Annotated in this window: 11 protein-coding genes; 5 read left to right on the top strand and 6 right to left on the bottom strand. The window is 44.0% G+C overall.

Annotated elements, in window-relative coordinates; translation table 11 throughout:
* The 6 genes from KAH81_01395 to KAH81_01420 form a co-directional block, all read right to left on the bottom strand.
* The coding region (locus KAH81_01395; protein ID MCK5832303.1) for a hypothetical protein at positions 1-593 on the bottom strand (593 nt) is incomplete at its 3' end.
* 2 nt (positions 594-595) lie between these two features.
* Entirely contained in the window at positions 596-1,507 is a 912-nt protein-coding gene (locus tag KAH81_01400) for a hypothetical protein (GenBank protein ID MCK5832304.1), read from the bottom strand.
* Between the two features lie 276 nt (positions 1,508-1,783).
* Positions 1,784-3,958 (bottom strand): hypothetical protein, encoded by a 2,175-nt coding sequence (locus KAH81_01405; protein ID MCK5832305.1) that lies wholly within the window; start codon positions 3,956-3,958, stop codon positions 1,784-1,786.
* Positions 3,959-3,966: 8 nt separating this feature from the next.
* Positions 3,967-5,364: a sigma-54-dependent Fis family transcriptional regulator gene (locus KAH81_01410; GenBank protein ID MCK5832306.1), complete on the bottom strand. Its 1,398-nt coding sequence runs from the start codon at positions 5,362-5,364 to the stop codon at positions 3,967-3,969.
* Positions 5,343-5,819 (bottom strand): hypothetical protein, encoded by a 477-nt coding sequence (locus KAH81_01415; GenBank protein MCK5832307.1) that lies wholly within the window; start codon positions 5,817-5,819, stop codon positions 5,343-5,345. Before KAH81_01415 ends, KAH81_01410 begins: the two co-directional genes overlap by 22 nt.
* 9 nt (positions 5,820-5,828) lie before the next feature.
* Complete coding sequence (locus KAH81_01420; GenBank protein ID MCK5832308.1) at positions 5,829-8,855, bottom strand: PD40 domain-containing protein; 3,027 nt, start codon at positions 8,853-8,855, stop codon at positions 5,829-5,831.
* 623 nt (positions 8,856-9,478) lie between these two features.
* On the opposite strand from KAH81_01420, the gene nrdR reads away from it, so the two are divergent.
* From nrdR to KAH81_01445, 5 genes are read left to right on the top strand one after another with little or no spacing between them, the layout of a single operon-like run.
* Positions 9,479-9,964, top strand: a complete 486-nt coding sequence (nrdR, locus tag KAH81_01425) for a transcriptional repressor NrdR (GenBank protein ID MCK5832309.1) — start codon at positions 9,479-9,481, stop codon at positions 9,962-9,964.
* Positions 9,951-10,961, top strand: coding sequence for a D-glycero-beta-D-manno-heptose-7-phosphate kinase (rfaE1, locus tag KAH81_01430; protein MCK5832310.1), 1,011 nt, complete (start codon positions 9,951-9,953; stop codon positions 10,959-10,961). The genes nrdR and rfaE1 overlap by 14 nt, the downstream gene beginning before the upstream one ends.
* The gene (gene rfaE2 / locus KAH81_01435) at positions 10,954-11,409 is read left to right on the top strand and encodes a D-glycero-beta-D-manno-heptose 1-phosphate adenylyltransferase (protein ID MCK5832311.1); all 456 of its coding nucleotides are present in this window, start codon (positions 10,954-10,956) and stop codon (positions 11,407-11,409) included. The genes rfaE1 and rfaE2 overlap by 8 nt, the downstream gene beginning before the upstream one ends.
* A gap of 7 nt (positions 11,410-11,416) precedes the next feature.
* On the top strand, positions 11,417-12,391 hold the full coding sequence (locus tag KAH81_01440) for an HD domain-containing protein (protein MCK5832312.1): 975 nt from the start codon (positions 11,417-11,419) through the stop codon (positions 12,389-12,391).
* A complete protein-coding gene (locus tag KAH81_01445) occupies positions 12,372-13,778 on the top strand; it encodes a hypothetical protein (protein ID MCK5832313.1) in 1,407 nt (468 codons plus the stop codon). Before KAH81_01440 ends, KAH81_01445 begins: the two co-directional genes overlap by 20 nt.
* Positions 13,779-13,983 lie beyond the last annotated feature (205 nt).

Genomic DNA, 13,983 nt, shown 5'->3' on the forward strand with positions numbered 1-13,983 from the left:
GCGCCTTTTTCTTCCCCTTCATAAGGGGGAGATGTTTGGCTTCCTTTGCTTTTTTCTCCCCCTTCATAAGGGGGAGATGTCCGAAGGACAGAAGGGGTCAACTCCTCCACGCCGTCGGCGCTGTAGCGCTTGAAATTCGTGAGCACCTTCGGGTCGAGGAGTCGGTCTATCTCGTCCGGGGCGAGGGTTTCGTTGTAGAAAATCTCGTTGCGCTTCTCGTCCTCTTTGTCCTGCCCGCCTTCGAGCACGCAGTCCTTATATGGCCACGCCAGCACAACGTCGTTTATCTCCCTGAAATATTTCCCGCGCGAATCCATGAGGCCAATCTTGTTGCGAAACGCGGTGAACGAATCCGGCAGAAACTCCTTGTCGTTCACGAACTGCACGAATTTGTCCTCGTCGAACACGAGTATTTTGTCGTCCACCTCCACGAAAAAGTGTTTCTTTATCTGCGCGTCTTTGAGGAGCAGGCGAATGAGCGGGGCCTCGTGCTTGAGGGCGTCCTCGGTGAGTTTGTTCTTTAGCGGTTTGCCGTCCGCGACATATTCGGTGCCCTGTATAAGCGCGACGAGATTATCTTTGAGATTTTGCATGGTTATTCTTTCTCTCTTAATACGGAGCTTAAATATCTAAAAAGGCCGGTAGTCACTAAAATAATTCCTTCCGCCTGTTTGCGGTCGAAATGAAGATTTTTATCGGTGTGACGAACCCTATTGGCAATGCCGGAAGTTTTCTTACGGACCTCCTCGAACCATTTAGCCACCGATTCGCCATTATTATCTTCGTAGCGGTCGAATTCACTCAACATCTCCGCTATTTTCTGGGTTTTTTTTGAGCTTTTTAGAGGTTCCAGGGCGTTATAACATTTGGCAACAGCTGTTTCGTAATCGCCCTTATGGAATTTTTCAACGGCCTCTTCGAGTCTTTTGACCGCCGTTTTATATTCTTCGCCCAAGTCTATGCTTTCCATTGGCAGTTCGATAATCGCAATCGAACCGTAACTGAAGTCATTTATTTTTTTCGTCCAATCGGATTGCGCGATACACAGTCTGCAGGTTCCAGTAACAGTTTGCCTTTCGCCAATAACGCTTATTTCTTTTTCCCCATCTACCTTCAAGGGGTATAAGATACCCGTTTCCAATTCTATATTTATCTCGAAATTCGCATCGCCCTTTCTCGTCTCTTCGATTTTAGCCAGAATTCTCTGATTTAACGGAAATTCGATTAAAATATCCTGAGGATGACTTCGTTTAGAAGAAATATGGCCAAGTTGTGCGTTGCTATGCCCGAACGAAATTATATCGTTTTCATAAATTAATTCTGCTTTAACGCCGGTTATTTCATAGTGGCGTTGTTCGCTTTTCGGTCCTATTGGCTTCAAATCGAGTTTAATCGGTAATCCCAGAATAGGGAATAACGTGCCCCCTTTTGCATAAAAATTTCTTTCTGTTATTGAACCTTCAATACAGCTATAATTCTCAATAGAGTTGAATCTTATTCCCGCCATCTTTCCGCTCCTTAATTTTCTTTTTGTCCTAAACAATATAAATCGTGAATTCCGGGGGCGCAAGAAAAATTCGGTCTTTTCCGCGGCGCTAAGTAAAAAATCACCCGATGTTTAACCAGCCGTGGTCGGCAGCGGCGACGGGCGTTCTTGCTCAACGGATTTGCTGTTAACAAATCCCTAGCTAAAATTGCATGGATATTTCATTTGATATGTCCCAGTATTCCAATAATAGAGGTTTGACTGCTGTAAGTTGTGGATAGAAAATGCGCTCGCGATTCAACTTTGAGGAGAAAGAACCTGCCCAGTTTTAAAGTCATCTAGGGCGCTTTGGGCTTTCGCCCTTTGATAATTATATTTGGCACGGAGGAGATAGTCTTCCATGACCTCCAGCGCTTGCTCCTTATGGCCGTCGAGATAAAGAGCATATGAATAATTGTAATTGAAGTCGAAGCGTTGGGGGCTGTCTTCGAGTGCGGTTTTAAAGAAGTGTCTAGCAGATTTATCGTCGCCATCAATGAAATATGAAAGTGCAATGTTTGTTTGGATGTTCCCCCGATTGGCTCCTGACTGTTCAGCTTTGATCAGATAATGCCGGGCTTCGTTCGTTCTACCCATCTCGATAAGTGTTCCTCCCCAGTTTAAAAGTAGCACAGGATTGTCTGGATAAAGCTTGTTTCCAGCTAAAAAGATTAATTGTGCGAGTTCAAAGTCTTTGCCAGCGCTAATATCCTTAATCAACAGAGTAATGACCATCAACTCCATCAGGGATTTGTCCCAATCGGCTGGAGGTTCCTCGTCGCTGTTTCCGAGGTCCAAAAGAGTAGTGACATGTTTGGCATCATACTCGAACTTGACTATACTTTTTCCATCTAATTTCTTGGAAACCAAGGGATACATCATGCCGGCTAGAGAGGCTATACGCTTATATTCCTTCGGCATTTGAATACCGTAATCGAGTGCTTTGAGTGCTACATTTGCGGCAAGTGAGTATTGTTTTCGGACGGAATATTCTCCAATTAAATAAGAATAAGGGGGCTCAGAGAATGGTTCGTTTTCGAGGCACCAGTTACAGTGTCTTATTATTTCGCTATGCCTTATTTCACTATTTGGATTGAAAAAATAAATCTGTGCTAGGCGCTCATGTGGCGATTTAAGCTTGAGATAGGGGCTGGATTCCCTGAGGAGTATATCTTCTGTGCGTCGAAGCCCGCGCATGTTATCGACGTTTATATACAGCCACGAAAAAAGAAGTAGCAACGTAGCCATAAGCGCAATAATCGATTGGCGTTGTGGAAGAAGGGGGAGCTTCAGGGCGGTTAAGATTATCAAAGGTAAAAGCAAGGTTGCAGCTAAATCCCAGTCCAGCCCACCGAATGACAGATTGAGGCAAAAAAGCATCACTAAAGAAACTACGACAACCGGTGTTAGGTGGCTTTTTGGGTGGTTTTTAGGATATATTATTAATATTGCAAGAACCGTTGGACTTGCGAATAGAATTAAGTTCAGATAGGTTATAAGATGGTTTAGCGATAGGAAATAATCCAGGTCGGCTATCGGCAAGAAAGCCTGTTCCGAAGGCATATCCGCAACAGATGACAATATCCAAAATAAAACTGCTATCAATATTGCGCTGGCAAGCGCGATATATCCAGCTCTTCTAAAACGATTCAGCAAGAGGGCGAGTAGTATTGCCATGGGGAAATATAGTGCGGTGGATACTATTGCCGGAATTATAAAAAGGTATCTTTTAAGGGAGTTTTCAGAGCTGTTTTTTAGATATACATGCAAGGCCCATATTGCCACGGCCAATGATGGTGCGTAGTATTCACAATGAGTGAAAACCAAAACCGCTCCAGAAAATGCTATGCCGAAAAAAACGAGAATTCGGTTGAATGCTTCCTCTTCAACAACCGAGGAGAGTTTGTAGGCAAACATCCCGAAAAATCCTGCCGAAATAAAATGCCAGAGATAGATCGATATTCTCCATGAAAGGATGTCCCCATTGCCAAAAACCCCACCGATCCACCCGATTAAGATCGAGGTAACTTTATATAATGCAATTGTGACTATACTGTGGATGGAATACGCCGATGTATCAGGAAAATTATGAACTACGCTGAATATCATGTGGGAATCGCCCCATAGAAAATGCGAAGACTTGAGGAAACATGCACCGAAGGCAAATACTACAAAAATGAAAAAACAGATTATCCTTTTCCGAGAGTCTTTAAAAAGAACATCGCCGAAACAACTGAGAATACCAGCGAAATATCGTGTTGTTTTTTCATCTATAAAGGACAGAAATATTAACCACAGAGTGATTTGTATTCCCAGCGGAAGGTAGAAAAACCCCGAGAAACTCCATAGTTTGCCCGGTAGAAAATACCCAATTTGAAGCAATGCGGCATAGACCGCGAAAAGTAATGGAATTGTCTTTTTCGCGGTATTCATAATTCAGTTTATTCCGATTCCAAGTCTTTCAAGTCGTATTTTTCTATTTTTCGGTATAGAGTGCTAACATCTATTCCGAGCATCTCTGCAGCTTTGGCTTTCTTCCATTCATGAGACATTAGAACCCAAAAAATATAGGCTTTTTCGACAGTTTCCATTGTGGGAAGATACTCGTCAGGGATTGTAATAAATGGCGATGTGGTTTCATGTGGCGTCGCCTCTTTGGCCGAATCCGGAAGATGTTTGGGTTGTATCTCGCTTTTATCGGCCATGAGGATTGCGCGTTCGAGGGCGTTCTCCAGTTCACGGACATTGCCCTTCCATGGGGCTCTTTCGATTAGTTCGGCCGATTTTTCTGAAAAGGTCTTTGGGAGTTCTTCGGTGCGAATAGCAATTTTTTTCAATATTTGATTGGCGATGGGGAGTATGTCCTCGCGCCTCTCCCGTAGCGGAGGAATATGCACGTGAAACACGTTAAGTCGGTAATATAGGTCTTCTCTGAAAGAGCCGTCGGCGACCATAGTCTTGATATTAGAGTTTGTTGCGGCTATAAGGCGGACATCGATTACAGTAGGCGATGTTGCCCCGACAGCAGTTATCTCGCGCTCTTCTAATGCGCGAAGTAGTTTAACCTGAATAGCTGGTGATGTAGTTCCCACTTCATCGAGAAGGAAAGTGCCGTTGTTGGCGGCCTCGATAAGGCCCATTTTGTCCTTGATTGCGCCGGTGAACGAACCTTTCCGATGGCCGAAAAGCTCACTCTCCAGAAGTTGCTCGGGAATTGCGCCGCAGTTAATTGCTTTGAAAGGACCGTTCTTTCTGGATGAAAGTGAGTGGATAGCCTTTGCTATTACCTCTTTACCGGTGCCTGATTCTCCGGTGATCAAAACAGAACTGTCCGTTGGGGCTATTTTTTTCACCAGTTCTTTTAACTCACAACCAGCCTTTGACACTGCGATGAAATCATCGATAGCACCGCCGGAAGCGCGGAGTTTCTGTTTCAATAAACGGTTTTCGTCACGAAGTTTCTTATTCTCGAATGCGCGCGAAATGGCGTATTTTATCTGGCTAACCTCGAATGGTTTAGTAATATAATCGAAAGCACCTTCTCTTAAGGCCTCCACAGCCGTTTGAAGGCTGGCATAAGCCGTAATCATGATAACCGGGATATTCGAGTTCATCGAGTGGGCTTTTTTAAGAAGCTCGAGACCGGAGCCTCCAGGCATCTTGATATCAGAAATGATAAGATCGTATTTGGATTCAGCAAGTAGGTTGATCGCGCCGCGAAAACTACCCACAGTTTGAATTTCGTAACCCTCGCGCGTGAGCATAATATCGAGGAATTCCTGCATTGATTCCTCGTCATCGACGATAAGAATTCTACCTAATCGTTCTTTAATAGCCATTCTGCATCTCCACTTTTTAGTCCTTTTATTCTATCGACCCATGATTTTGCATTTGTAAGTATCCATGCAGTTTCAAGAATCTCACCGGCGCTATGAAATTTAATGTGTAACATAGGCAATCTTCCCCATCTTCCGGCGAACTTTCTAACTGTGTCTATTAATGTAATACCGCTTAGAGGAATAGTCAATCTCTTATCGGAGGTCCACATCCAAAATTGTAGTTCCTCTTCAGTTAGCACTAAAAGCCCGTTACCGCGAAGGTTAGATTTTGAATCGGGAATTGGGAAAGCTGCACAATTCGCACCGTTTGCAGAGAGAATAACATCGATACCGGGATTGGCCTTATGCCAATGTTTGTCTGTGCGATATGCAATGCGGACCACCATCCAGATTAAGAACGCGAATAGCAATAAGCCTGCTGTAACTCCAATAATTATTATTGTCCAAACTGGCATATTAATCTCCTAAAACTCTCCTCCGAGGCTTATATGATGATAGGGTTTTGCCGAAAATTCGCTTAAATCGTATTGCCAGGCAATATCGTAGTTAAAAAGCAACCACCAAATCCAAGCACGTGCTCCGAAGCCCATGCCGATCTTGATGTCTTCGAAATGGCTATCACGCCACCCGCGAAACTCTGACAAATCTGTTCCCGTGATGGTGCCGATGTCTGTGAAGAATACGCCGTTTATCCCGCCGATGGTTATCGGTGGCATGCCTAATTTTAAATATTGAATAAAAGGATACCTTAATTCGAGATTTGCTAGAAGATATGTCTGTCCCGAATATGCGAAGTAATTAAATCCCCTGAGTGGTAAAAGCATACGCGAGTAGTAGATATCTCTAACGGAATAGATATCATTATTAGTGGTTCGCCAATTGAGCCAGGATTCGGTTCCCCCTAACCAATAACGAGGTGTGCGCTCGCCTCGAGCTGCACCTGTAGCTAACCTTATTGCAAAAGAATATCCTTGCCCGAAATGAGTATATTTTCGTAAATCCATTCTGCCGGCGTAATAATCCATTGCGCTGTTATCTATTCCGGGCATAAGCTCGAAGGATACCTTCATTCTCGAACCCGTAAGTGGACCGGTGTTTCCCCAAAGCGAATTATCTCTCACAGCACCTAGAGATAGCTTAATATCGAAGGGTTTTTCGTTCTCGGGAAGTTCTTCGCCTTGTGGAACACCGATGAAGTTACGAATGACTTGGATGCCCTCGATAGAGCATTCCAATCGATCGAATTGGCTAAGGGGATAATGCGCGTAAAACCCACCACCTATAACACGGTCAGAGAAAATACGGTCATTGTTGTCCCAAAAATAATCACGGTAATGAAAAAGCGTCGCACCTAAATCTGTCCTTCGGGCGAGGTATGAATAATTAGCGTAAATCGTCGAGTTCTCGATATCGTCGAGTAAGTCAACAATAAAAGTAATTCGTTGGTTGCCAAGGAGATCGCTGAAACTTAAGTAGGTTTGCCCGACAAAACCATAGTAAGTATCATAGCCCACCACGCCTGAAATAAGGTCTAAGGAAAACTGTGGAGTATAGCCCTGAACTTCGCGCGAGAGGCTGTCTTTACTTTGTTCTTCATAGTCTAAACCAGTGAATTCATAGCGCCTGAGATCGCCGTTAAATATGGGAAGTGGTGACGAAGGTTCATCGTCGATGTTGCAGGCACAAATGCTATCGCGACCCGAGATGAAAGGCGTATTCACAAGTGAATCAAGAGCAATGGGGTGCTCAAGATAATAAACATCAAAGCCGCCATCGAAGTAAGCCGAGAAAACTATCCTGCGGCTATCTGTATCCCAACTCGGCGAAAATGCGCCGGAAAGTAAGTCAGAATAAGGTCGATGCACTACACTATCCCCAAGTTCCGCCATCCAGAGATTGCGAATGCCATTCCGTTCGCTGGTATATGCAATAAATTCGCCATTTGGAGAGTATGCTGGGTGATCGTTACCGAATCCATCAGTGGTAAGCGCCATGAAGGACGCATCGTCTAGATTGTAAATCCAGATGTTATATGCACCATAAGGGAATTCTTCAGGTTTCGGTTGCGAAGACATTTGCCCTTGTTCTTCTTTTAGTGATTCGATACTTTTTTCAATTGGTCTGTCGCTGGAGAAGGCAATACGTTTGCCATCCGGAGAAATCGAGGGCATTCTGTCGTCATATTTATCGGCCGTAATTGCTAAGGGTGTTGAGCCATCGAATTTTGCGATAAAAATATCCGACCTGTCACTAACGAGCGCCGAAAACGCTATAGCGCTATCGCCGGGAATGAAAACGGGCGAGGAAATCTCCCGAAAATCTTGCCAGCTGAGAGTTTTAATGATCTTCCAATCCTCGCTACTGTATATAACAAGTTCGTCATTATCTCCATGTTTACGAGAAAAAGCGAGGTAATTGCCGTCGCTCGACCAGCCCGGGCGGCTTCTAAAGGGGTGGAAACTTTCGGAAGAACCTTTGCGCTGACTGCTTGCTATCTTATGCCTTTCCTCCGTAATAATATCGATTGTGTAAAGACCAACATAGTCGTCTTTATCCGAGAGAAAGGCCACGGTGTGGCCATCGGGCGAGAAGGCTGGCATGACATTGTAATATGAGTGCTCCTTTTCATGGTCTGTAACGCGCGATGCTATGTCCTTAGGGCGCTTACGGAAGCCGTATTCAGGGAAATACTCAGTCTTTTTGGTTTCGAGCCAATCTTCATATAGTTTTTTCTGGTCTTTACCGATGGCGGATTTTAGGGCGGCATCGGCGGTTATATGCACCTGTCCTTTGCCGAGTATCTCTCCGACTTTGCGCCGTCCATAGCGACGCGCAATATAATTCACAACGCTCGCACCCTCTTTATAGGCAAGAAAACCCGATAAGTAATTGAGTGGAACAACATAATCGTTAAGGATTGCGTCACGGAGATACATATCGCTTTCGACATCCCAACATATCGATTCCCATTCACTTATACCTTCGGCAAGCCAGAGCGGCATCTCGAATATACGATTAGCTGCAAGCTGATTGACCGGGCCGCGCCCGAGAAGTTTATCGAAAACGATCCCGTGCGCCATCTCATGGATAAGGACATGTCGAAAATCCTCATAGCTTCCATTGAATGGCAAAACAACGCGTGTCTTAAATGACTCGGTGAAACCACCGGTGCCTTCGCCGAGAATCGACATTGTAATATTCGTTTGTTGGAAATCCCCGGGTGAGGCGTATAATATCACCGGCACCGGTTTTTCAACTCCGTGGCCTAAATCATCGCTGATTATATCGTAGGCCTCTTCGAGAATGTCGGCTGCGATAATCGCGAGATTCTCGAAACCATTCTCAAAATAAAGCGTGAAATGCTGCTCCTCGAAATAATACCACTCCCCGGTGTCATATTGCACCTTATTTCTGCCGAAGCTTTCGCAAAAAATTGAACCGACAAAAGACAGCAGGATCAAAGTAGTTATGTATGCGTGTTTAAAGGTCATTTACACCATGGCTTTTGTTATAAAGTAATCTTCTGGTTTGTGTTAAATAGTTCATTTCTCTGTATCGATATTCTAGATGCACGAATGTATATTCCTTTTATTTTGCTTTGATAAAAAAACCAATAATTCCAGCTAGTAGCATTTTTGCTGCCTAATCGTGTTTCAAAAGAATATAATGTAAACTGCCGGAGATTTCCAGCGGTAATCGAGGTTTTGGAATTGTTGAATGGAATTAATTATGGTATTATGAACAAGCTGCTATTGATAGGGGAGGGCTATGAGTTCCCGCTTTTGTTACAGAAGGTGGGAGGGCATGTTGGCTTTCCTTTACATCGTCATTGGGAGGAGGGCGAATACTCGCAGTGACCGTGTCGAAGCAGGAGATTTATCGCTTTGGTCAAAATGACAGGTTGGACGAGCATAAGATCAATCGCCATCTTTGGGTTTTCGACCGGACGGAAATGATAGACCTCCGTAAGTTTTAAAAAAAACAGCAATGAAGGTTCTAACACGCATAAGAGCGCTCTTAAGTGTGTCCAGAACACATGACCTTCCTTAAAATCCCTTGCGCCTTGGAGGAAAAATCATATCTTACAACGAAAATATTTATTTGAGGTAGTATTGTGAAATGTCCGTTTTGTAACAGTGATTTCGATAAAGTGGTAGATTCGCGTTCGGTGCGCGAAGGCACCGCTGTGCGAAGGCGTCGAGAATGCTCCTCTTGCGGTAACCGTTTTACAACCTACGAATATGTCGAGGAATTCCAGATAACAGTTCTCAAGCGTGATGGTAGGAGCGAGTCGTTTGACCGCGAGAAAATTGTTACAGGCGTTAGGTTTGCGTGTAGGAAAAGACCTGTAAACGCAGAACAAATAGAATCGATGGCGAATTCGATAGAAGCTGAATTACTTGAACACAACGGCCTCGAGGTTAAATCCTCACTTATCGGTGATATGGTTATGAAAAGGCTAATAGATATGGATAGGGTAGCTTATATCCGTTTCGCCAGCATCTACAGAAACTTCGACGATGTAATCGATTTTGAAGCTGAGCTTTCTAAACTGAAAGTTGAAATTCCACAGAGCGGAGAAGAAGATGTTTCTCTCTGAAAAAAGACTTGCCGAGATCTTTGATAAGGTTTCCCAATTGAAGATAGCAGTGATCGGCGATGTTATGCTCGATAAGTATCTTTGGGGTGAGGCCGATAGGATTTCTCCCGAAGCGCCTGTGCCGATAGTTGACCTTAAAAAGGAGGAGATCCGTATTGGTGGTGCTGCCAATGTGGCCGACAACCTCAGTGTTCTTGGGGCTGAGCCCCTGCTCATTTCGCTGATTGGCAATGATATCGCTGGGGAACAATTCAAAGCCCATTCAGCGGAGCTTGGGCTTCCAATAGATTTATTGGTAGTTTCCGATAAAAGACCGACCACAGTTAAAACCCGTATTATTGCCAGGAATCAGCAGGTATGCCGAATTGACAGCGAATTAGCGGTGGAAATGTCACCAGCTGTTTATAAAAAACTCGCCGAAAGACTGGATTCGGTTGCCTCTGAAGTAGATGCTGTGATAATCTCCGATTACGGTAAGGGCGTAATTACTTCAGATTTCGTCAGCAGGATAGTTAATTTATGTCGTAACTCGGGGAGTATCGTAACAGTTGATCCTAAAGAGCATCATTGGAAATATTATAAGGATGTCGATCTTATAAAGCCGAACGACAACGAAACATCGCATGCAACCGGTATTGCTACGGATACGGAGTTTAATCTCGAAAATGCGGGTTGGAAACTTCTGGAGATGACCTCGGCGAAAGCCGCGCTTATTACTACTGGCGAGCGCGGAATGAGCATATTCAAACCCGGTGAAAGGGTCGAACATCTCAAGACTATGGCACAAGATGTTTTCGATGTTACTGGCGCGGGTGACACAGTTATTGCTGTGGCAACAACGGCATTGGCTGCTGGTGCAAACTTAATCGAGGCTGCAATAATTGCAAACCACGCCGCAGGAGTGGTTGTTGGTGAGGTTGGAACTGCTGCAGTGAATCTCGAAGGTATAGCTAATAGTATGGTTAGGGAAAAAACCGTCCAAAAAACTAATGGATAAATTTAATCGTATAGCCGAACTCAAAGACGAAGGCAAGAGGATAGTCTTCACCAATGGCTGTTTTGATATTATTCATAGAGGACATATAGAGTATCTAAAGAAAGCAAAAGCCCTCGGTGATATTCTTGTTATTGGGCTGAACTCCGATGCGAGTGTTTGTCGGATAAAGGGCGAAACACGCCCTATAGTTCCGCAGGAAGATAGAAAGCTTATCTTAGAATCACTCCGTTTTGTCGATGTAGTAATTATCTTCGACGAAGACACCCCAGAAAAACTCATAAACAAAATCAAACCCGATGTTTTGGTCAAGGGTGCTGATTGGAAGATAGATGATATTGTCGGATCGAAATTGATTATCGACAATGGAGGAGAGGTTGTTACGATAGACTTCGTGGAGGGCAAAAGCACCACCTCTATTATCGAGAGGATATTACGCACAAAGAAATGAGGTTCCTATGATGGAAAAGAGTCTTAAAGATTTCGCCAAGGATGAATTCTTTGCTGGCCATTTCGCTTTGAGGTTGTGTAATAAGCGCTTAAAGAGTAACGGCGAGCCTTATCTTTTATTAGAGATAGGCGATGCCTCTGGAAGGCTTCCTGCAGTTTACTGGGGAGCCGATTCCAAGGAAGTTTTTGATGAGATTGGCGATTCGCAAGTTGTTTTTGTCAAAGGTGTAGTCAATGAATATCGAGATAAGCTTCAAGTAACGATTAATGAAATTAGACCAGCCTTACCTGAAGAACTCGATAGCACAACCCTGCTTCCAAAAGGAGAATTTGATTTTGAAGAGCTCGAGAGGAGGCTCTCGGCCAAAATAGAATCCATTTCCGATAAATGGCTTTCAGCCCTTATCCGTTACATTTTTGACGACGATAAAACGAAGAAAAAATATCTCGAAACGCCTGCTGGGAAGCTATGGCATGGCGCATATATCGGCGGTCTTGCAGAGCATTCCATTAATGTTGCCATATTGTGCGAAACTACGGCAGGGTTTTTCCCTATATGCCGGAGAGACCTTGTTGTCGCTGGAGCATTGTTGCATGACATCGGCAAGATCGAAGAGTTATCCTCAGATGCATACTTTGATTATACTATTCCCGGGAGGCTTATCGGGCACATCGTTATTGGAAATCAGCGAATTTTGGAAGCTATTTCCAAAATTGAAGGCTTTCCTCAAGCTCTCTCCGACGAGTTGTCGCACATGATACTCTCGCACCATGGCTCGCCAGAAATGGGTTCACCGGTTGCCCCAATGACAATCGAGGCCTGTATTCTTCATCATTCAGACCTGCTTGAAGCGCAGGCCAACGCATATAAACATATTATAAAGCGTGACTTGCAGAATCCGGGGGAGTTGTCAAAGTGGGTGAAGCCATTAGGGGGGTTCCTATATATCGACCAATACCGCGATGAAAACGGCAAGGAGTGATCTAAAAACGCAATCGCTAAACGATGCCCGAAATTCACTATTCTGGCCAGCGCTTGCTATAATGTATTTCGCGAGTCGTGTGATATTTTTTCCATTGGGCTATGGTGTCGATTCGGATGCTTGGCGTGTTGCTAAAACCGGTATCGATTTCATCGGAAAAGGGATTTATTCACCTTCGCGTCCTCCGGGCTATCCGGCAATGGAAATTCTTGTCGGTCTTTTAAAAAGCTCGTTCGCATCCAATCTTGCGATTGCTATACTGGGTTTTGCTGCGATAATAGCCTTCCATTTTCTATGCAAACAACTCGCGTTACCTCGTCCTCGTTTGACGACAATTGTATTCGCCTTCACCCCGTTATTTTTGGTTTTCTCAGCGACTACCATGGATTATATTCCATCGCTGACTTTTGTGCTATGGGCGTTAGTTACAGCCGGTATGGGCCTTTTCCCAATATCTGGTTTTCTTTTTGGAATGTCGCTTGCCTTTCGTCCCGCAGGAGTGATCTTATTACCTTGCTGGCTTTATTATCTTTGGCTGAATAAGATGTCGAAAAAAGACGCGCTTTTCAGTATTTTAGCAATGGCCTCGGTCGTGGCTATCTGCTTTATCACATTGCTTGTAGGGTCTAGTAATGGAGCGAGTTCTGTCCCGTTTTCATTGGATTTAGCGCTTTTACAACGCTTTGTATTTATACTATATCGGTCATACGGTGCTTTCGATCTATTAGGGTGGATTGCGATATTAATTGGATTATACCATGTTTTTCTTAAAGCGAAAACACATGATATAGCTGAGATTTTGTTTGTGCTGTCGGCTTTACCATTTATTGCATTATGGATTGTTCTGCCCCACGAATCGGCCTACTGGTTAACGCTTTTGCCTTTTATTCTTTTGGCAATATTTACTGTTAAATTCAAAAAGAAAATAATGTTATTCCTCGGATTGATGCTTATCTTGCCGGCGTTTATATCCATAACGCCACGCCTAAAAACCCCGACTGGTTATATATTGCGCCCGAATATCACTCGCGGTATAGTAATAGAAGATATAGTCGTTCGTCGTAGAATAATGAGATATCGAAGTCTTCTCTCAAAAACTGCTTTTCCCGATAATTCCCTTGTTATTTGTGGAAGATCCTCAGCCTATTTTGAATTAAATACAGATTTCGAGTTTATTGGCGAACTAAAGGGCCATGATATGTGGCGTTCGAAAACCTCCGAGGTGTATTTCGTCGATGGCGTAAGCAAAATGACTGTCGATTCATGGTTATCCGAAGGTAAAAAAGTGTTTATCCTCGAAGAGGCCGTTCCTGCAACTAAAATGACCTTCGGATGGTTGCCTGAAGAACTCGGTGTCGAAGTGGTGAAGCTGGGGGATGGCTACTAGATAGTCATTGGCCGAAAAGGCGAATCTTGTATTCGCCCGCTTTCTAATATTTAGACCGATGATAGAAAATTAAAGCCTTCCAAAAATAAACTAAATTAAATAGCATGATCAAAGCACCATGTCGGTGATTCATGTCTGGCGCTGGCGCGTGGGAAAGGTCGGGAGGTGTGGGGATTTTTGCGGGCGAAAATTAGGTAAAAAATAT

The sequence above is a fragment of the bacterium genome, assembly GCA_023145965.1.
Classification (GTDB): domain Bacteria; phylum UBP14; class UBA6098; order UBA6098; family UBA6098; genus UBA6098.

What these genes read in the sequence shown, in the direction of transcription:
- KAH81_01400 (MCK5832304.1), bottom strand. Translation starts at nt 1,507, where the DNA reads ATGGCGGGAATAAGATTCAACTCTATTGAGAATTATAGCTGTATTGAA.
- KAH81_01405 (MCK5832305.1), bottom strand. Translation starts at nt 3,958, where the DNA reads ATGAATACCGCGAAAAAGACAATTCCATTACTTTTCGCGGTCTATGCC.
- KAH81_01410 (MCK5832306.1), bottom strand. Translation starts at nt 5,364, where the DNA reads ATGGCTATTAAAGAACGATTAGGTAGAATTCTTATCGTCGATGACGAG.
- KAH81_01415 (MCK5832307.1), bottom strand. Translation starts at nt 5,819, where the DNA reads ATGCCAGTTTGGACAATAATAATTATTGGAGTTACAGCAGGCTTATTG.
- KAH81_01420 (MCK5832308.1), bottom strand. Translation starts at nt 8,855, where the DNA reads ATGACCTTTAAACACGCATACATAACTACTTTGATCCTGCTGTCTTTT.
- rfaE1 (MCK5832310.1), top strand. Translation starts at nt 9,951, where the DNA reads ATGTTTCTCTCTGAAAAAAGACTTGCCGAGATCTTTGATAAGGTTTCC.
- rfaE2 (MCK5832311.1), top strand. Translation starts at nt 10,954, where the DNA reads ATGGATAAATTTAATCGTATAGCCGAACTCAAAGACGAAGGCAAGAGG.
- KAH81_01440 (MCK5832312.1), top strand. Translation starts at nt 11,417, where the DNA reads ATGATGGAAAAGAGTCTTAAAGATTTCGCCAAGGATGAATTCTTTGCT.
- KAH81_01445 (MCK5832313.1), top strand. Translation starts at nt 12,372, where the DNA reads ATGAAAACGGCAAGGAGTGATCTAAAAACGCAATCGCTAAACGATGCC.